This window comes from Cupriavidus sp. USMAHM13 (assembly GCF_001854285.1).
Classification (GTDB): Bacteria; Pseudomonadota; Gammaproteobacteria; order Burkholderiales; family Burkholderiaceae; genus Cupriavidus; species Cupriavidus malaysiensis.
Map to the genome: position 1 here is coordinate 3,511,937 of NZ_CP017751.1, position 22,262 is coordinate 3,534,198.

Here is a 22,262-nt window from a genome sequence, read left to right on the forward strand (position 1 = left end):
GAGGAGTGGCACTCCACGTCGACCACTTTGCGTTTCAATCGCCAGGAACCACAACAGCGCCCCTCACGCCAAACCGGGGGCCACTTCCCGGCAATAAGACCAGCGCCATTCAGTAGAGAGCGACCATCCGCCCCGGTATCGGCAGATGGTCGAACCACCTCGCCGCCCGCCATCAGGGGCCCACCATCCCTGCTCGCGACATCGGCAGCGCCGACCACGTCCGCACCGGCCGCGGCAGCGACCAGCAGAGCCGCCACGCACGCCACAAAGCACAAAGGGCGCCGAAGCGCCCTTTGTTCTATTGCGCCGCGGCACCCTCCCCGCAACACATCACCGGCAAGCCCGAAAACCTCAGACCTTGCCTGCCACCCATTCGCTGACACCCGCCAGCGCCTGCGGCAGCTTGGCCGGCTCGGTGCCACCGGCCTGTGCCATGTCCGGGCGGCCGCCGCCCTTGCCGCCGACCTGCTGGGCGACAAAGTTGACCAGCTCACCCGCCTTCACCTTGGCGGTCGCATCGGCGGTCACGCCGGCGATCAGGCTGACCTTGCCGTCGGCTACCGCGGCCAGCACGATGGCCGCGCTGCCCAGCTTGTCCTTGAGCTTGTCCATGGTCTCGCGCAGCGTCTTGACGTCGGCACCGTCGAGCTGGGCGGCCAGCACCTTCAGGCCCTTGATGTCGACGGCCTGCGCGGCCAGTTCGTCGCCCTGCGAGGCGGCCAGCTTGCTCTTCAGGCGCTCCAGTTCCTTCTCCAGCGCGCGCACCTGCTCCTGCACCTGGCCGATGCGCGGCACCAGTTCGGACGGCTGTGCCTTCAGCGCGGCGGCGGCCTCGTTGAGCTTGGCATCGAGCGCCTGCAGGTAATGCAGCGCGTTGTCGCCGGTGATTGCCTCGACCCGGCGGATGCCGGCGGCCACGCCGCCTTCCACCACGATCTTGAACAGGCCGATGTCGCCGCTGCGGTGCACGTGGGTGCCGCCGCACAGTTCCTTCGAGCTGCCGATCGACAGCACGCGCACGTCGTCGGCGTACTTCTCGCCGAACAGCGCCATGGCGCCGCTCTTGACGGCGTCGTCGAAGGCCATGACCTCGGCGCGCGTGTCTTCGTTCTTCAGGATCTCCGCGTTGACGATCTCCTCGACGCGGCGGATCTCGTCGTCGCTCAGGGGCGCGTTGTGCGAGAAGTCGAAGCGGGTCTTGTCGGCGTCGACCAGCGAGCCCTTCTGCTGCACGTGGGCGCCCAGCACCTCGCGCAGGGCCTTGTGCATCAGGTGGGTGGCCGAGTGGTTGCGCATGGTGCGCGCGCGGCGCAGCGCGTCGACCTCGGCGCGCACGGTGTCGCCCACCTTGAGCGGGGCGCCGGACAGCGTGCCCTGGTGGCCGAACACTTCGGCCTGGATCTTGGTGGTATCGGCCACGGCGAACTGCGCGGCACCGGCCTGCAGCACGCCCTGGTCGCCGGCCTGGCCGCCGGATTCGGCGTAGAAGGGGGTGTTGTCGAGCACGACCACGCCGCTCTGGCCCGGCTGCATGGCATCGACGGCGGCGCCGTCGACATACAGCGCGGTCACGCGGGCACCGTCGACCACCAGCTTGTCATAGCCGTGGAAGGCGGTCTTGTCGCCGTTGTACTCCAGGCCGGCGGCCATCTTGAACTTGCCGGCCGCGCGCGCCTGTTCGCGCTGGCGGCTCATGGCGGCATCGAAGGCGGCCTCGTCCACGCTGAGCTCCTGCTCGCGGCAGACGTCCTGGGTCAGGTCGAGCGGGAAGCCGAAGGTGTCGTGCAGCTTGAAGGCCAGCTCGCCATCGAGCACCCTGCCGCCCTGGGACTTCAGTTCGGCCACGGCCGCGTCGAGGATGGACATGCCGTTCTCGATGGTCTCGAAGAAGCGTTCTTCCTCGGCCTTCAGCACCTCGATCACGCGTGCCTGCGCCTCGGCAAGTTCGGGATAGGCTTCGCCCATCTGCGCCACCAGGTCCGGCACCAGCTTGTGGAAGAACGGGGTCTTCCGGCCCAGCTTGTAGCCGTGGCGGATGGCGCGGCGGATGATCCGGCGCAGCACGTAGCCGCGGCCTTCGTTGCCGGGGATCACGCCGTCGACGATCAGGAAGGAGCAGGCGCGGATGTGGTCGGCGATGACCTTCAGCGAGTTCTGCGCCAGGTCGGCGGTATGCGTCTCGCGGCCGGCGGCCTGGATCAGTGCCTGGAACAGGTCGATCTCGTAGTTGCTGTGCACGTGCTGCAGCACCGCGGCGATGCGCTCCAGGCCCATGCCGGTGTCCACGCACGGCTTGGGCAGGCGCGGCATATTGCCCTGCTCGTCGCGGTTGAACTGCATGAACACCAGGTTCCAGATCTCGATGTAGCGGTCGCCGTCGGCGTCCGGCGATCCCGGCGGGCCGCCCCACACGTCCGGGCCGTGGTCGTAGAAGATTTCCGAGCACGGGCCGCAGGGACCGGTGTCGGCCATCTGCCAGAAGTTGTCCGAGGCGTAGCGCGCGCCCTTGTTGTCACCGATGCGCACGATGCGCTCGACCGGCACGCCGACTTCCTTGGCCCAGATGTCATAGGCCTCGTCGTCTTCCTCGTACACCGTGACCCACAGCTTGTCGGCCGGCAGCTTGTAGACCTGGGTCAGCAGTTCCCAGGCGTACTGGATCGCTTCGCGCTTGAAATAGTCGCCGAAGGAGAAGTTGCCCAGCATCTCGAAGAAGGTGTGGTGCCGCGCGGTGTAGCCCACGTTCTCCAGGTCGTTGTGCTTGCCGCCGGCGCGCACCGAGCGCTGCGCCGAGGTGGCGCGGGTGTAGGGGCGCTTGTCGGTGCCGAGGAAGACGTCCTTGAACTGCACCATGCCGGAGTTGGTGAACAGCAGCGTCGGGTCGTTCGCCGGCACCAGGCTGGACGAGCGGACCACGGTATGGCCCTTCGACTCGAAGTACTGCAGGAACTTGCTGCGGATGTCGGAGACTTTCATGTTGGGGCAAGGGCGTCCCGCGGCGGAGCGGTGAACGGCCGGTCGGATGGAATTTGCAAACTTTTTATTATACGGGCAAGCCAGTTGCCCCGGCAGCCCCGGGCGGATGCGCGCCACGCCGGCCGCCGGCCGCCCCGGCACCGCGCATCCGAGTGCCTTGTCGTGCCCTTGCCCCAGGCCAGGAAGGCTGCGCCCGCCGCCGCGGATGTTACAGTGGCGCCTGCCCGTGCCGGCTGCGCCTCGACTGCGCTTCGCACCGGCGCTGCCGCTTTCCTCCACCCCTTCCTCGTTTCCGATTCCTGCCTGCCGTCATGGGAGCCTTAAGCCATCTCCGCGTTCTCGACCTGACCCGCGTGCTCGCCGGGCCATGGTGCGCCCAGAACCTCGCCGACTTCGGCGCCGATGTGATCAAGATCGAGCGCCCCGGCGCCGGCGACGACACCCGCACCTGGGGCCCGCCCTGGCTGCAGACTCCGGCCGGCGACGACACCGCCGAGGCCGCCTACTATCTCGCCGCCAACCGCAACAAGCGCTCGGTCACCTGCGACATCAGCACGCCCGAGGGCCAGGCCCTGGTGCGCGCGCTGGCCGCGCAGAGCGATGTGGTGCTGGAGAACTACAAGGTCGGCCAGCTCAAGAAATACGGGCTCGACTACGACTCGCTCAAGGCCGTCAAGCCGGACATCATCTACTGCTCGGTGACCGGCTTCGGCCAGACCGGCCCCTATGCCGCCCGCCCGGGCTACGACTTCATCGTCCAGGGCATGGGCGGCTTCATGAGCCTGACCGGCGAGCGCGACGACCTGCCCGGCGGCGGCCCGCAGAAGGCCGGCGTGGCCATCTCCGACCTGATGACCGGCCAGTACGCCACCATCGCCGTGCTGGCCGCGCTGGCACACCGCGAGCGCACCGGCGAGGGCCAGTACATCGACATGGCCCTGCTCGACGTGCAGGTGGCCATGCTGGCCAATATGAACACCAATTACCTGGCCAGCGGCGTGGCGCCCAAGCGCTGGGGCAATGCCCATCCGAACATCGTGCCCTACCAGACCTTCCAGGCGGCCGACGGCTGGATCATCGTGGCGGTGGGCAACGACGGCCAGTTCCGCAAGTTCGTCAATGCCGGCGGCCGCCCCGAACTGGCCGACGACGCGCGCTTCGCCACCAACCCCCAGCGCGTCGCGCAGCGCGATACGCTGGTGCCGATCCTGGCCGAGATGGTGCGCCCGCGCACGCGCGCGCAGTGGATCGCCGACCTGGAGGCGGCCGGCGTGCCGTGCGGCCCGATCAATACGCTCGACGACGTCTTCGACGACGAGCAGGTCAAGGCGCGCGGCCTGCGCGTGGACCTGCCCCACCCGAGCGCGGGCACGGTCAAGCTGGTCGGCAGCCCGATCAAGATGAGCGCCACCCCGCCCGAGGCGGTACGCCACCCGCCGCTGCTGGGCGAGCACACCGATGACGTGCTGGCGGACGTGCTTGGCTATGCGCCGGAGCAGATTGCCGCGCTGCGCGACAAAGGCGTGGTATAAGTCACACGAATACGCCGCACGAGCAAGCGGCGCCGGTAAGCCTCACGGGCCGGCCCGGCAGCCGCGGCCGGGCCGGCCCCGCACACGCCGTCGCCGCGCGCGCCGGATCCCTACCGCAGTCCGTACCGCAGCCCCGCCGTCCGCCGTCGCGCCGCCACGCCCAAAGGAGACCGTAGCCATGCTGACCGATGCCCTGCTGGCCTTTCTGCATTTCACCGCCATCTTCGCGCTGATCACCTTCCTGGCCGCCGAGGCGGTGGTGCTGAGGCCCGGGCTGACGCCGGCCGCGCTCAAGCGGCTGTCCGTCTACGACCTGCTCTATTTCCTGTGCGCCATGCTGGTGCTGGCAAGCGGCCTGCTGCGCCTGTTCTTCGGCGCCAAGGGCGCCGGCTTCTACCTGCCCAACCCCTGGTTCCACGCCAAGATGACGGTGTTCGTGGTGATCGCGCTGTGCTCGCTGCCGCCGACCCGCGCCTTCTCGCGCTGGCGCAAGCGGGCGCGCAGCGAGCCCGGCTTCGTGCCGGCCGAGGCCGAGCTGAAACGCGCACGCCGCTGGGTCATGATCGAGGCCCACCTGCTGATCCTGCTGCCGCTGTGCGCCGTGATGATGGCGCGCGGTATCGGCCTCAAATAGAACCGGCCCGCCCCTCCAGGCGCGCGTCCCGGCTGCCGGGACCTGCGCCCCGCTATTCCAATCGAGACCAGACCTCATGCTGAAAAAAGTGTTCGCCGCCGCGCTGGTGGCCGCCGCCCTGCCGCTGTCCTGGACCGCGCCCGCCGCCGCCGCGCCGGCCTGGCCGGCCCGCCCGATCAAGTTCGTCGTGCCCTACCCGGCCGGCGGCCCGCTCGACACCGTGGCGCGCGCCATCGGCGACAAGCTCAAGGACAGCCTGGGCCAGCCCGTGATCGTGGAGAACCGGCCGGGCGCCGGCGGCAACCTGGGGGCCGACTACGTCGCCAAGCAGGCCCCGGACGGCTACACCATCGTCATGGGCGCTGTCGCCACCCATGCCATCAACCCGACCCTGTTCTCCAAGCTGCCCTACGACCCGGTCAAGGACTTCGCGCCCATCACCCTGGTGGCCGACGTGCCGAACGTGCTGCTGATGCATCCCGGCAAGGCGGCCGAGCTGCATATCAACAATGTGCGCGACCTGGTGGAATACGCGCGCAAGCACCCGGGCAAGCTCGACTACGCCTCGGGCGGCAACGGCAGCGCCGGCCACCTGTCGGGCGAGCTGTTCAAGAGCATGGCCCATGTCAGCATGGTCCATATCCCGTACAACGGTGCCGCGCCGGCCCAGTTGTCGGTGCTGTCGGGCCAGACCGACGTGATCTTCGATAACCTCGCCTCGGCCTCGGCCAATATCAAGGCGGGCAAGCTCAAGGCCTTCGCGGTCACCACGGCCGCGCGCGCCGCCGCTTTCCCCGAGCTGCCCACCATCGCCGAGGCCGGCAAGGGCCTGGGGCTCGAAGGCTTCGACATCTCCACCTGGTTCGGCGTGCTGGCGCCGGCGCGCACGCCGCGCGAGATCGTCGAGCGGCTCAACCATGACATCGTAGCCATCCTCAAGACCGACGACATGAAAGCCATGCTGGCGCGCATCGGCGCCCAGCCGGCGCCGACCACGCCCGAGCAGTTCGGCGCGCTGATCCAGCGCGAACTGAAGAAGTACGGCCAGGTGGTCAAGGTGTCCGGCGCCAAGGTCGACTGAGGCCCGGCCCGGGGCCGCAGGCCAGGCCGCAATTCAGGCCGCCGCAGGCTCCCCGCCGCCGCCCCGCGGCGGCCGCGCGCCGGGCTTGCGCGGCAGCAGCAGGCCGACCTGCAGGATACGCGGCCCTTCCATGCGCACCGCAGTCAGCCTCAGGCCGGCAATCTCCACCGCGTCGCCCTCGACCGGTGGCGAGGCGAAGGCGCGCAGCATGGCTGCGCCCAGGGTCAGTGGTGCCTCGGCCGGCGTCAGCGCGCGGCTGCCGTAGAGTGCCGCCACATCGCGCAGGAAGGCATCGCCTGACAGCAGGAAGTCATGCGAGGCATGGGCCCAGGCGGGCGCCGGCCCGGGCGCCTGGAACAGCATCGACAGCATCGGCACGCTGGCGGCAGGTGCCAGGACCGAGACCAGGTCGCCCGCCCGCAGCAGGGTCTGCTCCGGGGCGGCCAGCGCTGCATCCCGCACCACCGTCAGCAGCCGGCAGCGCGGCGGCAACTCCAGCTGGTCGGCCCGCACATTCTCTACCGGCGCCTCCGCCCCTACCTTGAACTGCATCAGGTCCAGCGCCGGCGCCCGCGTGCCGTGCAGCCGCGCGCGCGCCAGCGGCTCGGGATAGGGCTGGCGCAGCACGCGTGCCAGCCGCGCCGCCAGCGCCACCGTCGTACCCTGGAACAGCAGGCTGGCCAGCACCACGGCGAAGGCGATGCGGAACAGCAACCCGGCGTCGGGCAGGCCATGCAGCATCGGGAACAGTGCCAGCACGATCGGCACTGCGCCGCGCAGTCCCATCCAGGCCACGAAACCCTTCTCGCGCGCGCTGAAGCGGAACGGCAGCAGCGCGGCGAACACCGCCAGCGGACGGGCCACCAGCATCAGGAAGGCCGCCACGGCGACGGCGGGCAGGGCCACATCCCAGATCCGGTGCGGCGCCACCAGCAGGCCGAGCAGCAGGAACATGGCCGACTGTGCCAGCCAGGCCATGCCGTCCATGGCGCGCATGGTGTCCGCGCTGACCGCGCGCTCGCGGTTGCCCACCAGCATGCCGGCCAGGTAGACCGCCAGGAAACCGCTGCCTCCGGCGCTCTGCACGATGGCGAAGACCATGGCGCCGCCGGCGCACAGCAGGATCGCCTGCAGGCCTTCGGCCACCTGCACGCGCTCCAGTACATTGGCCAGGCAATATCCGAGGCCAAGGCCGAGCGCTCCGCCCACGCCGAACTGCACCAGCAGGCGCCAGGCGAGGCCGCCCGCGGACAGGCCCGCCGGCGAGGCGATCCACTCCATCAGCGTCAAGGTCAGGAAGATCGCCATCGGGTCGTTGATGCCCGACTCGATCTCGAGCACGCTGGCGACGCGCTCCTTGAGCCGCACACCGCTGCTGTTGAGCAGCGAGAACACCGCCGCCGCGTCGGTCGAGCCGACGATGGCGCCCAGCAGCAGGCCCAGCTTCCAGTCGATGCCGAGCAGCCAGGCGGCGAACAGCCCCACCACTCCGGTGGTGATCAGCACACCCACGGTGGCCAGTGACAACGAGGGCCGCAATGCCACGCGGAAGGTGGTGTAGCGCGTACGCAAGCCGCCGTCGAGCAGGATCACCGCCAGGGCGAGATTGCCGACCAGGAAGCTGAGCCAGGTATCGGCGAAGCGGATGCCGCCCGGGCCATCCACCCCGGCCAGCATGCCGACGGCCAGGAATACCAGCAGGAAGGGCACGCCCCAGCGTGCCGAGAAGGCGCCCACCACGATGCCCAGCGACATCACGATGGCGCCGATCAGGATGATGTGCTCGATGCTGTCCAATCCGCGCCCCGGGGATGTTTGATGGTTCGGGCCGGCCCGGGCGGGCCGGCCAACTACCGGCCAACTACCGGCTGATGATAGCCCAGCCTCCGTGACGCTTTCCGCATGCCAGGCCTGCCTCGGGCACCCATTCCTACGGATGTTTCCGAATGTCTTATAGGTACATACCCTTGTATTGACCAAGTTTGAATACATCCGAAAGGTATCTGAAAGGTATGCCCCTTAATTTCCACCCTGCCTCGCGGCCGGGCCGGCAACACTGCAATGCTGCGCCGCACAAACCGCACGGATTTCAAGCGTTACTTCGAGGAGAATCAATTTGCGCATACGTAGCCAAAAGGACTTTGCCTCCGGCCTGATGTTCATTCTGGTCGGTCTGGGCTTTTCCTGGGTCGCACGCGGCTATTCCATGGGAACCGCCGCCAAGATGGGACCTGGATACTTTCCGTTCTGGCTCGGCATCGTCCTGGCCCTGCTCGGCTCGCTGGTTCTGACCGGCGCGCTGTCGAGCAAGAGCGAGAAAGACCACCTGGCCCGCTGGGACCTGAAGATCCTGCTGTGGATCCTGGGTTCGGTGGTGCTGTTCGGCCTGCTGCTCAAGCCGCTCGGCATGGTGCTGTCGGTGGTGGTGCTGGTGCTGGTGTCGTCGATGGCCAGCCATGAATTCAGCTGGAAGGGCGCGATCCTGAACGCCTTCATCCTGGTGCTGATCAGCATGGGCGCCTTCGTGTACGGCATCAATCTTCAGATGCCGGTGTGGCCGGCATTCCTGGCAGGTTAAGGAGACGGCCTGATGGAACTACTCGCCAACCTCGGACTGGGCTTCTCGACCGCCCTGTCCTTCCAGAACCTCGCGTACGCCTTCCTGGGCTGCGTGCTGGGCACCCTGATCGGCGTGCTGCCGGGCCTGGGGCCGCTGGCCACCATCGCCATGCTGCTGCCGGTGACCTACACGCTGCCGCCGGTGGCCGCGCTGATCATGCTGGCCGGCATCTACTACGGCGCCCAGTACGGCGGCTCGACCACCGCCATCCTGGTCAACCTGCCCGGTGAATCGTCCTCGGTGGTGACCACCATCGACGGCTACCAGATGGCGCGGCGCGGCCGCGCCGGGGTGGCGCTGGCCACCGCCGGCCTGGGCTCGTTCTTCGCCGGCTGCGTGGCCACGCTGATCCTGGCCGCCTTCGCCGCGCCGCTGTCGGAACTGGCCTTCAAGTTCGGTCCCGCCGAGTACTTCTCGCTGATGGTGCTGGGCCTGATCGGTGCCGTGGTGCTGGCGTCGGGCTCGCTGGTCAAGGCAATCGCCATGATCGTGCTGGGCCTGCTGCTCGGCCTGGTCGGCACCGACGTGAATTCGGGCGCCGCGCGCTTCTCCTTCGACGTGCCCGAACTCACCGACGGCCTCAACTTCGTCTCGGTCGCCATGGGCGTGTTCGGCTTCGCGGAGATCATCGCGAACCTGGAGCAGAAGGAAGCCCGCGAGACCTTCACCGACCACGTGACCAACCTGTTCCCGACCAAGGAAGACTTCAAGCGCATGATCCCGGCCGTGCTGCGCGGCACCGCCCTGGGTTCGGCGCTGGGCATCCTGCCGGGTGGCGGCGCGGCACTGGCCTCGTTCGCGGCGTACTCGCTGGAGAAGAAGACCTCCAAGTTCGCGCATGAATTCGGCAAGGGCGCGATCGAAGGCGTGGCGGGTCCGGAATCGGCCAACAACGCCGCGGCGCAGACCTCCTTCATCCCGCTGCTGACGCTGGGCATCCCGCCCAACGCGGTGATGGCGCTGATGGTGGGGGCGATGACCATCCACAACATCCAGCCGGGCCCGCAGGTGATGACCAGCAACCCCGCGCTGTTCTGGGGCCTGATCGCCTCGATGTGGATCGGCAACCTGATGCTGATCATCCTGAACCTGCCGATGATCGGCGTCTGGGTGAAGCTGCTGAAGGTCCCCTACCGCTACCTGTTCCCGGCCATCCTGACGTTCTGCTGCATCGGCGTCTACTCGGTCCAGAACACCACCTTCGACGTGTTCCAGACCGCCGCCTTCGGCGTGATCGGCTACCTCTTCATCAAGCTGCGCTGCGAGCCGGCGCCGCTGCTGCTCGGCTTCGTGCTGGGACCGATGATGGAAGAGAACTTCCGCCGCTCGCTGCTGCTGTCGCGTGGTGACTTCAGCGTGTTCGTCACCCGCCCGCTGTCGCTCGGCCTGCTGATCGGCGCCGCGCTGCTGGTGCTGGTGGTGGCCATGCCTTCGATCAAGGCCAAGCGCGAAGAAGCGTTCCAGGAAGAGTAATAGCGCTGATACCGGCCTGCCCGGACCGCTGCACGGGTCCGGTCGCCAGGATGATGAAGGGGGCCACACGGCCCCCTTTTTTTTCACCTGCCCGGCGGTCCGGCTGCCCGGCGCTCGGCCGCCGCAGGTGCCTCAGGTGCCGAACAGCTCCGCACAGGCCACGCGCACCGCCTCGGTGACGTGGCGGCGTGCATGGTCGCGCCGCTCCAGCATGCCGACGGTGCGCATCACCGGCGCGCCGGCCTGCAGCGGCAGCACCCGCAGCGCCTCGTCCTCCGGCCAGCGCGCACGCCGCAGCAACGGCACCACCGTCACCCCCACCTGCTGGCGCACCAGTTCGACCAGGGCCTCGATCGCGTTCAGCTCCAGGAACTCGTTGACGCGCAGGTGGGCACGGCGCAGCGCCCGCTCCACCAGCATGCCGGTGCGCTGGCCGCGGTCGAAGCGCAGGAAGGGGCTGGCGGCGAGCGCCTCGCGCGCGCTCTGGCCGGGATGGTCGCGCGCGACGATGGCCACCAGCGGTTCCTGGTAGAGCGGCGTCCAGCGCAGCGTGCCAGGCAGGCGCCCCGCGCCCTCCACCAGCACCGCCGCATCCAGCTTGCCAGACTCCACCAGCGCCGCCAGCTCGATCGACTTGGCGCCGACCAGCCGTATGTCCAGCGCGGGATAGGCCTGCTTCATGCGCGCCACCACCTGCGACAGGCCGCCCATCACCGACACCACCGCCCCCACCGCGACCGCGCCGGCCATGGCCTCCGGCGGCGCCAGCGGCAGGCGCATTTCATCGTAGAGGGCGAGCAGGCGGCGCGCCTGCGGCAGCAGCTCGCGGCCGTCGGCATTGAGTACCGCCACCCGTCCGCCGCGGTCGAACAGCTCGCGCCGCAACTCGGCCTCGAGCGCGCGCATCTGCAGGCTGACGGCAGCCTGGGTCAGTGCCACGGGACCGGCGGCGGCAGCGAAGGAGCCATGCTCGGCCACGGCGACGAAGGTGCGGAGAAAGCGGATGGTGCTCATGGCAGACAGGGAGGAAAGCAGGCGGGCTGCGCGGCCCCTCGGCGGCCGGACGGGGTCCCGCGGCATTGCGGCCGGCTTCGCGCGGCTATCGCGCAAGGAGTGGCAAGAGGTGACGAGACACGGCACAAGACACGCACAAGACATGGCACAAGACATGGCGGGACACCGCCACCCTGCTTGGCGATGCACCGCCACAGTGCCAGGCATACACAAGAAAAGCTTGTGACAGCGAAAAGAAATATTAGCTTTTATTGTTTGGCAGTGCGCGGAATAATGATCCCGAGCCAGGCGCCGCGCCTCCTGCGGCACATCGGCACGCCATCCTGCCATTCCGATCCGGAGACCTTCATGAGCCCCTGGTTGCGCCGCGCCGGCACCGGCCTCGCCACCGCCCTCGCGCTTTCCCTGGCCGCCACCCCGGCACTGGCCGACAGCTATCCAAGCAAGCCGATCCGGCTGATCGTACCCTTCCCCGCCAGCGGCGCCACCGACCTGCTGGCGCGCGCGATCGCGCAGAAGGTCAGCACCAGCATCGGCCAGCAGATCGTGGTCGACAACCGTCCCGGCGCCGGCGGCGCGATCGGCTCCGACATGGCTGCCAAGGCGCCCGCCGACGGCTACACGCTGCTGATCGCCACCACCAGCACGCATGCGATCGGCCCGCACATCACGCCGCGCCTGCCCTACAACACCGAGACCGATTTCACCCCGGTCAGCCAGGTGGCGACCGCCACCAACCTGCTGCTGGTGCCCAACAGCCTGCCGGTCAAGAACGTCACCGAGCTGATCGACTACGCCAAGAAGCACCCCGGCCAATTGAACTACGCCTCCAGCGGCCCCGGCACGGTGGTCCACCTGACCGCCGAAGCCTTCAAGGCACAGGCCGGCGTCTTCATCACCCACATTCCCTACAAGGGCACCGCGCTGGCCATTCCCGACCTGATGTCCGGCAAGGTCCACGTGCTGTTCGACAGCATCGTGTCCGGCCTGCCGCACGTGAAGGACGGCAAGCTCAAGGGACTGGCCGTGACCAGCCTGAAGCGCTCGCCGCTGGTACCGGACATCCCGACCGTCAGCGAATCCGGCCTGCCCGGCTTCGAGTCCGACACCTGGTTCGGCATCTACGGGCCCAAGGGCCTGCCGGCCGAGATCGTCAACCGCCTGAACGCGGAGTTCAACAAGGCCATCCAGGCCCCCGAGGTCAAGGACCGCCTGGCCAGGCTCGGCGCAGAACCGGTCGGCGGCACCCCGGCCCAGTTCGCCGCCATGGTGAAAAAGGACAGCGCGCGCTGGGGCAAGTTGATCAAGGAACGTAAGATCGTGGTGGATTGAAGCCATAGCCAGGAGATGTGCCAAGACCGAGCGCCAAGTGCACCAACACCGAGCGCCAAGCACGAGGTCTTGGCTCCCTCTCCCCTGATGGGGAGAGGGTGGGGGAGAGGGGTGGTCTAGCAAGGCACCACGCACAGACGAAGCCGTCGGTGATGTCCAGCACGTCGCCGCCAGCCAGCGCCCGCCCTCACCCCGGCCCCTCTCCCGCAAGCGGGAGAGGGGAGCGAACCGACAGCAAGCCAAACCGACACCGAACGATCAAACAGGCAGCACTCACGAGACCGCCATGCAAGACTTCAACTGGACCAACCCCTACCCCACCCCGCGCACGCCGCTGTTCGCGCGCAACGTCGTCTCGACCTCGCATCCGCTCGCCGCGCAGGCCGGCCTGCGCATGCTGCTCAAGGGCGGCAATGCGGTCGATGCGGCCATCGCCGCGGCGGCCGCCATCACCATTGTCGAGCCGGTCTCCTGCGGCCTGGGCAGCGATGCCTTCGCCATCCTGTGGGACGGCAAGCAGCTGCATGGCCTGAACTCCTCCGGCGTGGCGCCGGCGGCCTGGAACCCGGAGTACTTCAAGAACAAGTACGGCACCGAGGCCGACGGCCTGGCCAAGCGGCCGATCCGCGGCTGGGACGCGGTCACCGTGCCGGGCGTGATCGCCGGCTGGGCGGCGCTGCATGAGCGCTTCGGCAAGCTGCCGTTCGCCGATCTGCTGGAGCCCGCCATCGAGATCGCCGAGCGCGGCTATGCCGTGCCGCCGATGGTGGCGCACAAGTGGAACCTGGCGGTGCCGGAACTGAAGGACCAGCCCGGCTATGCCGAGACCTTCATGCCGCACGGCCGCGCGCCGCACGTGGGCGAGAAGTTCGTCATGAAGGCCGCTGCCGACACGCTGCGCAAGATCGGCGAGACCCGGGGCCGCGCCTACTACGAAGGCGAGATCGCCGAGAAGATCGCCGCCTTCAGCAAGCAGTGCGGCGGCGCCATGACGCTGGACGACCTGCGCAACTACCGCCCCGACTGGGTCACCCCGATCGCCAAGGACTACCGCGGCTACACCGTCCACGAGATCCCGCCCAACGGCCAGGGCATCGCCGCGCTGATGGCGCTGGGCATCCTGGAGCAGTTCGACGTGGCCTCGCTGCCGGTGGACAGCGTGGATTCGCAGCACCTGCAGATCGAGGCCATGAAGCTGGCCTTCGCCGACCTGTACAAGTACGTGGCAGATCCGCGCAGCATGGAAGTCACGCCCGGGCAGATGCTGGACGACGCCTACCTGAAGTCGCGCGCGCGGCTGATCGACATGCAGCGCGCCACCCATTTCAACTTCGGCATGCCCAGGAGCGGCGGCACCATCTACCTGAGCGCCGCCGATGAGAACGGCATGATGATCTCCTTCATCCAGTCGAACTACATGGGCTTCGGCTCTGGCGTAGTCGTGCCCGGCACCGGCATCAGCCTGCAGAACCGCGGCGTGGGCTTCTCGATGGATCCGAAATCGGCCAATGTGGTCGCCGGCGGCAAGCGCCCCTTCCACACCATCATCCCGGCCTTCCTGACCAAGGATGGCCGCCCGGTGATGAGCTTCGGCGTGATGGGCGGCGACATGCAGCCGCAGGGCCACCTGCAGACCATCGTGCGCATGCTGGACTACCGCCAGCAGCCGCAGGCAGCCTGCTGCGCGCCGCGCTGGAAGGTCAACCGCGACTTCACCGTGGACCTGGAGGCGAGCATGAACCGCGCGGTGGTCGCCGGACTGAAGGAACGCGGGCACCAGCTCAAGTCGGTCGACGACCCTTATATGGACTTCGGTTCCGGCCAGTTCATCTGGCGCCTGTCCGACGACGCGGACCATGGCTACGTGGCCGCCAGCGACAGCCGCCGCGACGGCCAGGCAGTCGGCTTCTGAAACCGGCATGGCGGCGCCCGCATGCGGGCGCCGCATCCGGCCGCGCGCTGTTCTGTGGTCGGCGCGCAAAACTGTCGCTTGCACCGCCTCGGCAAGGGCCTAGACTGGCGCTTCCCCTCCCCTCGCGCACGCCCTGCCCGCCATGCCGACCTACGCCTTCCGCCTCGTCAACGTCTTCGCCGAATCGACCTTCGGCGGCAATCCGCTGTGTGTCTTCGAGGATGCGCGCGGCATGGACGAGGCCACCATGCAGGCGCTGGCCCTGCAGTTCAACCTGTCCGAAACCACCTTCCTGCTGCCCTCGACCGAGGCCGACGCCGCCGTGCGCATCTTCACGCCGGGCGCGGAGATGCGCTTCGCCGGCCATCCCACGCTGGGCACCGCCCATGTGCTGCGCGCCCTGCGCGGCGCCGACTCGCTGCGCCTGGCGCTCAAGGCCGGCATGGTACCGGTACACGCCCAGGGCGATCGCTGGACCCTGACCGCGCCCCATGCCGGCCAGCCGCGCACGGCGCCGGCGGGGCTGCCCGACGCGGCCGTGGCGTCGCTGCTCGGCCTGGACGCCGCCGATCTCGCCGGCCCGCCCCTGTGGGTGGACACCGGCGCCGACCAGTTGCTGGTGCCGCTCAGGCACGCTGAAGCGGTGCGGCGGGCGCGCCCCGACAGCAGCCGCCTCGAGGCCTGGCCGCAGAGCAGCCTGGGCCGCCGCAGCGCCTATCTGTTCGCCTTCGACGAGCAACGGCGGGGCAGCGTGCTGGCGCGCTACTTCTTCGCCCGGCAGGGTGGCGGCGTGGCGGAGGACCCCGGTACCGGCTCGGCCTGCGCCAACCTCGGCGGCTGGCTGCTGGCCACCGGCCGCGCGCTGCCGGCCGCCTACACCATCGAGCAGGGCGAAGCGGTCGGCCGGCCCTGCCGGCTGCAATTGCAGGTCGGGCGCGATGGCGCCATCCAGGTCGGCGGGCGCGTGATCGAGATCGGGCGCGGCACGGTCACGCTGTAGCGCATGAGGGCAGCCTTGCGGCGAGCGTGTGCAACGGACGCCACCTGCATGCGGTAGAGTGCGGGCTGGTGTCCCGCAGGCGCCTCGCCATCCCCCTCCCCCGCCACGCTGCCATGACCGCACACACCCTGACCACGCTCGAAGCACTCGAAGCCCGCTACGCCGAGCCGGGCGCCGCCTCGCTCGCCAAGGAAGTCGACTACCTGCACCCGCACTACCGCGCCTTCGTCGAGGCCTCGCCCTTCTGCCTGTTGTCGACGGTGGCGGGCGGGCAGGCGGAGTGCTCGCCGCGCGGCGACGCGCCCGGCTTCGTGCAGGTGCTGGACGAGCGCACGCTGCTGCTGCCCGACCGCCGCGGCAACAACCGCATCGACAGCCTGCGCAATATCATCGCCGACCCGCGCGTCGGCCTGCTGTTCCTGGTGCCGGGCGTGGACGAGACCCTGCGCGTGGCCGGCACCGCGCAGATCTCGGTCGACCCGGCGCTGATCGCGCGCTGCGAGGTCGATGGCAAGGCCCCCGCCACGGTGCTGGTGATCGCGATCCGCTCGGTATTCTTCCAGTGTGCGCGCGCGCTGGTGCGCTCGCAGCTGTGGTCGCCGCAGGCGCAGATCCCACGCAGCGCCCTGCCGAGCAACGGCACCATCCTGGCCGACCTCAGCCGCGGCGGCATCGACGGCCACGCCTACGACGAGGCACAGCCGGAGCGCCTGCGCGGCACGCTGTACTGAAGCCGTCCCCGCTCCGTACGGCGCGGCGTGGTTGCGGCGTGCTTGCGGCGTATTGGCGGCGTCTTTGCGCCGGGCACCGTACCGGGCGTCAGCCGCGCGGCAGCCACTCGGCGGCATGCGTGCCGAGCGGCACCGACGGCAGCACCCAGCGCGCAGGGGTCTGCGCCAGCTGCCCCGCATGGCGCACCACGGTCAGTTCGCCAAAGCCCGACGGCAGCGTCATCAGCAGGTCGCCGATGTCCTCGAAACGTTGCTCCGGCGCTGCCAGGCCTTGCGGAATCCGGCCCATGCCGCGCAGCCACTGCCCCACCTGCGCCAGCGACACCCGCACGTGCCAGCTGCCGCCTTCCGCGGCGCGGCGCCACAGCGCCGCCATCGCGCCGAAGGCCAGCAGGTAGCCGGCGGCATGGTCCAGTACCTGCGCCGGCAGCGGCCGCGGCGCCCCGCCGCCGCCGGCCGCCGCCTCGGCATGGTTGAAGCCGGTGGCCGTCTGCACCAGCGAATCGAAGCCGCGCCGGCCCGCCCACGGGCCCGCATGCCCGTAAGCCGACAGCGACACATAGACGATGCCGGGCCGGGCCCGTGCCGCCGCCGCAGGCCCGGCGCCCAGGCCCTCCAGGGCACCGGGACGGTAGGCTTGCAGCACCACGTCCGCGCCGTGCAGCAGCTTGTGCCAGGTGCGCGCGTCCTCGGCATCACGCAGGTCGAGCTGGCAGGAGCGCTTGCCGCGGCCGGTGTCGATCACCAGCGGCGCGATGGCCGGCAGGTGGGCCGCCGTGACCAGCAGCACATCTGCGCCGTGGGCGGCCAGCGTGCGCCCGGCGACCGGGCCGGCGATGATGCGGGTCAGGTCGAGCACGCGCAGGCCGGACAGCGGCCGCGCGGCCTCCGCGTCGTCCGGCACGGGCGGTGGCGCGGCGGGCGGCGCCTCGCCGATGCGTTCCAGCGTCAGCGGCGGCCAGCCGCGCAGCGCCTGCGCCTGGGGATGGCGGTCCCAGGCCTCGAAGGAGCGCATCGCCGCCACCGCCAGGCCGGCCTCGGCCGCTTCGCGCTCGACCTCCTCGGCCCGCCGCTGCGCCAGCGCGACGGCCACCGCGTCGCGCTCGTGCGCGCAGCCGAGCAGACGCAGCACGCCATCGCGATGGTGGGGGAAATTGGTATGCAGCCGCATCCAGCCACCGTCGCCACAGCGGTACAGGCCAGCGATGCTGTCATGGAATTCGGGGGCCGGGCGGCCATCGACGCGCAGGTAGCGCTCGCTGCGGAACTCGGCCAGCGCGTGGCGCATATCCACCGCCACCGGCTGCCAGCTGCCGCTGCGCAGCTGCCAGAGCGCCGCGGCGGCCAGCGCGGATGCCGCCAGGCTGGCCTGGGCGGCCGCACCGACGGCGAAGCTGGACGGCAGCAAGGGGTCGCTGCCGCTCAGGCGCAGGTGCGCCAGCGCCTCGCCCGGCAGGCCGGCGTCCTGCCACAGGCTGGCCAGCGCGGCGGCGGAAAGGGAAGAGGCGGATTCCATGGTCGGATCCTCGATCGGTTGGCGCAAGGCGCGCGGCCGGCGACGGCGTGGCCGGCAGGCAACACCGCAAGACGTCGCCATGTCGCCATGGCGGCCCCCGCGCGCTTCCATGCTAGTCCGGCGCGGCCGCTTCTGCCGCCCCGCCCGCGGGTGCCGGCCACGAATGCGGCGCCGCGCCCGCCGGCGCGGTAAAATCCCGCCTCTAGACCCGCTGGCCCGGCCAGCAACGATCCAGCAGCGTTTCCAGCCGCCCCGGCGGCGCCACCATGAGCCACGATCCCAAGACCACCGACAGCACCCCCGCCGCTTCCAACTTCCTGCGGAGCATCATCGACCAGGACCTCGCCTCCGGCACCTATGCCGGCCGCCAGGACAAGCAGGGCCAGGCGCTGCCGACCGTCATCACGCGCTTCCCGCCGGAGCCCAACGGCTACCTGCACATCGGCCATGCCAAGAGCATCTGCGTGAACTTCGGTCTCGCGCGGGACTATGGCGGCCGCTGCCACCTGCGTTTCGATGACACCAACCCGGTCAAGGAAGACACCGAGTACGTCGACTCCATCATCGACGCGGTGCGCTGGCTGGGCTTCTCCTGGGACAACGGCGGCCAGGCCCACCTGTACTACGCCAGCGACTATTTCGACCAGCTCTATGCCTTCGCCGAGAAGCTGATCGAGCGCGGCGCGGCCTATGTCGACAGCCAGAGCGCCGAGCAGATCGCCAGCAATCGTGGCGACTTCTCGCGCCCGGGCACGCCCTCGCCCTTCCGCGAGCGCAGCGCCGAGGAAAACCTGCAGCTGTTCCGCGACATGCGCGCCGGCAAGTACGCCGACGGCGAGCACGTGCTGCGCGCCAGGATCGACATGAGCGCGCCCAACATCGTGATGCGCGACCCGGTGCTCTACCGCATCCGCCACGCCCATCACCACCGCACCGGCGACAAGTGGTGCATCTACCCGATGTACGACTTCACGCACTGCATCTCGGACGCGCTGGAGAACATCACGCACTCGCTGTGCACGCTGGAATTCGAGAACAACCGCCCGCTCTATGACTGGGTGCTGCACCAGCTGCGCGACTGCGGCGCGTTCCATGACCCGCTGCCGCACCAGTACGAGTTCGCCCGCCTGAACCTGACCTATGCCATCACCAGCAAGCGCAAGCTGCTGCAGCTGGTCAACGAGGGCCGCGTGGACGGCTGGGACGATCCCCGCATGCCCACCATCGTCGGCGTGCGCCGGCGCGGCTTCACGCCCGAATCGATCCAGCTCTTCTGCGACCGCGTGGGCGTGGCCAAGTCCGACAGCTGGATCGACATGAGCACGCTGGAAGGCGCCGTGCGCGACGACCTCGACGCGCGCGCGCCGCGCTCGGTGGCCGTGCTCGACCCGCTCAAGCTGATCCTGGACAACTACCCCGAAGGCCAGAGCGAAGAGTGCTCGGCACCGGTGCACCCGAAGCAGCCCGAGCTGGGCCGCCGCGTGTTCCCGCTGTCGCGCGAGCTGTGGATCGAGCGCGAGGACTTCAACGAGACGCCGCCCAAGGGCTACTTCCGCCTGTTCCCCGGCAACAAGGTGCGCCTGCGCTACGGCTATGTGATCGAGTGCACCGGCGTGGACAAGGATGCCGACGGCAATGTCGTCGCCGTCCATGCCAATTACCTGCCCGACACCAAGAGCGGCACGCCCGGCGCCGACAGCGTCAAGGTCAAGGGCAATATCCACTGGGTCAGCGCGGCGCATGCCTGCGAGGCCGAGGTGCGCCTGTACGACCGCCTGTTCAGCGACCCGCAGCCGGATGCCGGCGGCAAGAACTTCCTCGACGCGCTCAATCCCGCGTCGAAGAAGGTCGTCACCGCCTACCTGGAGCCGGGGCTGCGCGAAGCGGCTCCCGAGGCCCGCTTCCAGTTCGAGCGGCACGGCTACTTCGTCGCCGACCGTGTCGATTCGCAGCCGGGCAAGCCTGTCTTCAACCGCATCGTCGGGCTGAAGGACAGCTGGGGCAAGTGAGCGGGAACCACCAGGAGCGACACGAGATGACAGGCAAGCAGACGATCACCTTCCCGCTCGAGGGTGAGCACATCGCCCTAAACGACCTGCTCAAGGTGGCGGGCGTATGCGACAGCGGCGGCGCCGGCAAGGCGCTGGTGGCGGCCGGCGAGGTCACCGTCGACGGCACCCAGGAACTGCGCAAGACCGCCAAGATCCGCGCCGGCCAGGTGGTCGGCATCGGCCCCATCCGCATCCGCGTCGTGGCCGCCTGAGGCGAGGAGGAGTCATGCCGATCGCCTTCTGGTGCGTGCTGTTGGCGGGCATCCTGCCGGTGCTGACGGTGGCCGTCGCCAAGGGCGGCGGCAAGTCCTACGACAACCACGACCCGCGCGCCTGGCTGGAGCAGCAGAGCGGGCGCGCGCGGCGCGCGGACCTGGCCCACCGCAACCACTTCGAGGCCTTCCCCTTCTTCGCCGCCGCCGTGCTGAGCGCCAGCTACCTGCACGCCAATCCGGCGCGCATCGACGAGCTCGCGCTGACCTTCATCGCCGCGCGCGTGCTCTACACGCTGTGCTATCTCGCCGACCGCGCCACGCTGCGCACGCTGTGCTGGACCGTGGGCTTCCTGTCGGTGATCGGCATCTTCCTGCTGCCGGTCTTCGTCCGCTGAGCGCGCCATGGCGACCGGCCACCCCGCCCGGCTGCTGCCCCGCCTGGCCGTCGCCGCGGCAACGGCCGCGCTGGGCATGCTGCCAATGCCGGTCGTGCTGGCAATGCTGGCCGGCAGCCCTGGCGCCGCGCACGCCCAGGCACGGCCCTATGCCGTGGACGGCACGCACACCACGGTCTACTTCGGCGCCACGCATTTCGGCCGCAGCACCGTGCGCGGCCGCTTCAACCGCATCGACGGGCGCATCCTCTACGACCCCGCCAGCGGCAGCGGCTCGCTCGACGTCACCGTCGACACCGCCTCGGTCGACAGCGGCCTGCCGCCGCTGGACGGCGTGCTGCGCTCGCCACAGTTCCTCGATGCCCAGGGCTTCCCGTACGCGCGCCTGCGCGCGCAGCGCTTCATCGTCGAACAGGGCCGGCTGGTAGCCGTCGAGGGCGAGCTCAGCCTGCACGGCGTCACGCACCCGGTGCACCTCGAAGCCGAGCGTTTCAGCTGCGGCGAGGAAGCCGTGTTCGGGATCCGCCGCGAAGCCTGCGGCGGCGACTTCCGCCTCACCCTCTCGCGCAGCGCCTTCGGCATGACGCGCTTCCTGCCCGACGTCGGCGACATGGTAACGCTGCAGATCGCCATCGAAGCGACGCCGGCGGGGCCGGCCGAGGCGCCGGCCATGCCACCCATATCGCCCGCGTCACCCGCATCGGACAGCCAGCCGGCCCGCTAGCCGGGCTCCGCGCCGGCCCGCCGCAGGTTTCGCCGCAGGTTTCGCGTATGATGCGGCCTTTCGCATCGTCGCAGGCCACACCGCCGCAATCCGCCCATGGCGCTCAAGTCCACCATCTTCAAGGCCGAGTTGTCCATCTCTGACATGGACCGCCCCTACTACGGCAGCCACGCGCTGACCATCGCCCGGCATCCGTCGGAAAACGACGCGCGCATGATGGTGCGCGTGCTCGCCTTCGCCTGCGAGGCCAGCGAGACGCTGGCCTTCACGCGCGGGCTGGACGAACCCGACGAACCGGACCTGTGGGACAAGGACCTGACCGGCGAGATCGTGCACTGGATCGACCTGGGCCAGCCGGACGAGACGCGGCTGAAGCGCGCCGCGGCGCGTGCACGCCGCGTCACGGTCTTCACCTACCAGGGCGCGAGCGCGCGCGAGTGGTGGAAGAGCATCGCCGGCAAGGCGGGCAAGCTGCGCAACGTCACCATCTACAATGTGCACGATGACGCGGTAGAGGCGCTGGCCGGCATGGCCGAGCGCGCCATGCGGCTGACGGTGACGATCCAGGACGGCGAGATCTGGGTCAGCAGCGACGACCGCAACGTGCAGCTGACGCTCGACGCGCTCCAGCGCGCCGACGCTTGAACCCGGCGGGACATCCGGTCCCGCCGCCGATGACGCCAACCGAGGCAATCAAGGAAACCACCATGCAAACGACTCCCTCCGGCCTGCAGTTCGAAGACACCGTGATCGGCGCGGGCACCGAGGCCACCGCCGGCAAGCACGTGACCGTGCACTACACCGGCTGGCTCTACGAGAACGGCCAGGCCGGCCGCAAGTTCGATTCGAGCAAGGACCGCAACGACCCCTTCGTCTTCCCGCTGGGCGCCGGCCACGTGATCCGCGGCTGGGACGAAGGTGTGCAGGGCATGAAGGTGGGCGGTACCCGCCGCCTGGTGATCCCGGCCGACCTGGGCTACGGTGCGCGCGGCGCGGGCGGCGTGATCCCCCCCAACGCCACGCTGCTGTTCGAAGTGGAACTGCTGTCGGTCTGAT

The 22,262-nt window shown here is 69.6% G+C and carries 19 protein-coding genes; 15 read left to right on the top strand and 4 right to left on the bottom strand.

Features of this window, described 5'->3' with window-relative positions; all coding sequences use genetic code 11:
- Window positions 1–351: 351 nt before the first annotated feature.
- A complete protein-coding gene (gene alaS / locus BKK81_RS15470; protein ID WP_071014645.1) occupies window positions 352–2,976 on the bottom strand; it encodes an alanine--tRNA ligase in 2,625 nt (874 codons plus the stop codon).
- 311 nt (window positions 2,977–3,287) lie between these two features.
- Between alaS and BKK81_RS15475 the strand changes: the two genes are divergently transcribed.
- From BKK81_RS15475 to BKK81_RS15485, 3 genes are all read left to right on the top strand, one after another.
- A complete protein-coding gene (locus tag BKK81_RS15475) occupies window positions 3,288–4,508 on the top strand; it encodes a CaiB/BaiF CoA transferase family protein (RefSeq protein ID WP_071014648.1) in 1,221 nt (406 codons plus the stop codon).
- Window positions 4,509–4,686: 178 nt separating this feature from the next.
- Window positions 4,687–5,142, top strand: a complete 456-nt coding sequence (locus BKK81_RS15480; protein WP_071014651.1) for a DUF2214 family protein — start codon at window positions 4,687–4,689, stop codon at window positions 5,140–5,142.
- A gap of 76 nt (window positions 5,143–5,218) precedes the next feature.
- A complete protein-coding gene (locus BKK81_RS15485) occupies window positions 5,219–6,223 on the top strand; it encodes a tripartite tricarboxylate transporter substrate binding protein (protein ID WP_071014653.1) in 1,005 nt (334 codons plus the stop codon).
- Between the two features lie 33 nt (window positions 6,224–6,256).
- Here the strand turns inward: BKK81_RS15485 and BKK81_RS15490 are convergent, their stop codons facing one another.
- The gene (locus BKK81_RS15490; protein ID WP_071014655.1) at window positions 6,257–8,020 is read right to left on the bottom strand and encodes a potassium/proton antiporter; all 1,764 of its coding nucleotides are present in this window, start codon (window positions 8,018–8,020) and stop codon (window positions 6,257–6,259) included.
- Between the two features lie 319 nt (window positions 8,021–8,339).
- Between BKK81_RS15490 and BKK81_RS15495 the strand changes: the two genes are divergently transcribed.
- On the top strand, window positions 8,340–8,801 hold the full coding sequence (locus BKK81_RS15495; RefSeq protein ID WP_071014658.1) for a tripartite tricarboxylate transporter TctB family protein: 462 nt from the start codon (window positions 8,340–8,342) through the stop codon (window positions 8,799–8,801).
- A gap of 12 nt (window positions 8,802–8,813) precedes the next feature.
- Window positions 8,814–10,316, top strand: a complete 1,503-nt coding sequence (locus BKK81_RS15500) for a tripartite tricarboxylate transporter permease (protein WP_071014661.1) — start codon at window positions 8,814–8,816, stop codon at window positions 10,314–10,316.
- Window positions 10,317–10,448: 132 nt separating this feature from the next.
- Here the strand turns inward: BKK81_RS15500 and BKK81_RS15505 are convergent, their stop codons facing one another.
- Entirely contained in the window at window positions 10,449–11,330 is an 882-nt protein-coding gene (locus BKK81_RS15505; RefSeq protein WP_071014663.1) for a LysR substrate-binding domain-containing protein, read from the bottom strand.
- 348 nt (window positions 11,331–11,678) lie between these two features.
- Between BKK81_RS15505 and BKK81_RS15510 the strand changes: the two genes are divergently transcribed.
- The 4 genes from BKK81_RS15510 to BKK81_RS15525 all read left to right on the top strand — a co-directional run bounded on the left by BKK81_RS15510 (window position 11,679) and on the right by BKK81_RS15525 (window position 16,305).
- On the top strand, window positions 11,679–12,662 hold the full coding sequence (locus BKK81_RS15510; RefSeq protein ID WP_071016526.1) for a Bug family tripartite tricarboxylate transporter substrate binding protein: 984 nt from the start codon (window positions 11,679–11,681) through the stop codon (window positions 12,660–12,662).
- A 286-nt stretch (window positions 12,663–12,948) separates the two neighbouring features.
- Window positions 12,949–14,574, top strand: a complete 1,626-nt coding sequence (ggt, locus tag BKK81_RS15515) for a gamma-glutamyltransferase (RefSeq protein ID WP_071014666.1) — start codon at window positions 12,949–12,951, stop codon at window positions 14,572–14,574.
- Between the two features lie 142 nt (window positions 14,575–14,716).
- A complete protein-coding gene (locus tag BKK81_RS15520; protein WP_071014669.1) occupies window positions 14,717–15,574 on the top strand; it encodes a PhzF family phenazine biosynthesis protein in 858 nt (285 codons plus the stop codon).
- A 113-nt stretch (window positions 15,575–15,687) separates the two neighbouring features.
- Window positions 15,688–16,305: a pyridoxamine 5'-phosphate oxidase family protein gene (locus BKK81_RS15525; RefSeq protein ID WP_071014672.1), complete on the top strand. Its 618-nt coding sequence runs from the start codon at window positions 15,688–15,690 to the stop codon at window positions 16,303–16,305.
- An 88-nt stretch (window positions 16,306–16,393) separates the two neighbouring features.
- Here the strand turns inward: BKK81_RS15525 and BKK81_RS15530 are convergent, their stop codons facing one another.
- Complete coding sequence (locus BKK81_RS15530) at window positions 16,394–17,821, bottom strand: CoA transferase (RefSeq protein ID WP_071014675.1); 1,428 nt, start codon at window positions 17,819–17,821, stop codon at window positions 16,394–16,396.
- 266 nt (window positions 17,822–18,087) lie between these two features.
- On the opposite strand from BKK81_RS15530, the gene BKK81_RS15535 reads away from it, so the two are divergent.
- From BKK81_RS15535 to BKK81_RS15560, 6 genes are all read left to right on the top strand, one after another.
- Entirely contained in the window at window positions 18,088–19,830 is a 1,743-nt protein-coding gene (locus BKK81_RS15535; protein ID WP_071014678.1) for a glutamine--tRNA ligase/YqeY domain fusion protein, read from the top strand.
- A 26-nt stretch (window positions 19,831–19,856) separates the two neighbouring features.
- Window positions 19,857–20,084, top strand: a complete 228-nt coding sequence (locus BKK81_RS15540; protein WP_071014680.1) for an RNA-binding S4 domain-containing protein — start codon at window positions 19,857–19,859, stop codon at window positions 20,082–20,084.
- A gap of 14 nt (window positions 20,085–20,098) precedes the next feature.
- On the top strand, window positions 20,099–20,482 hold the full coding sequence (locus tag BKK81_RS15545) for an MAPEG family protein (RefSeq protein ID WP_071014683.1): 384 nt from the start codon (window positions 20,099–20,101) through the stop codon (window positions 20,480–20,482).
- 103 nt (window positions 20,483–20,585) lie between these two features.
- Window positions 20,586–21,206 carry a YceI family protein gene (locus BKK81_RS15550; RefSeq protein ID WP_231908058.1) on the top strand — a complete coding sequence of 207 codons (621 nt, stop codon included), beginning with the start codon at window positions 20,586–20,588 and terminating at the stop codon, window positions 21,204–21,206.
- A 96-nt stretch (window positions 21,207–21,302) separates the two neighbouring features.
- A complete protein-coding gene (locus BKK81_RS15555) occupies window positions 21,303–21,851 on the top strand; it encodes a YaeQ family protein (protein ID WP_071014686.1) in 549 nt (182 codons plus the stop codon).
- Window positions 21,852–21,913: 62 nt separating this feature from the next.
- Complete coding sequence (locus BKK81_RS15560) at window positions 21,914–22,261, top strand: FKBP-type peptidyl-prolyl cis-trans isomerase (protein WP_071014689.1); 348 nt, start codon at window positions 21,914–21,916, stop codon at window positions 22,259–22,261.
- Window position 22,262 lies beyond the last annotated feature (1 nt).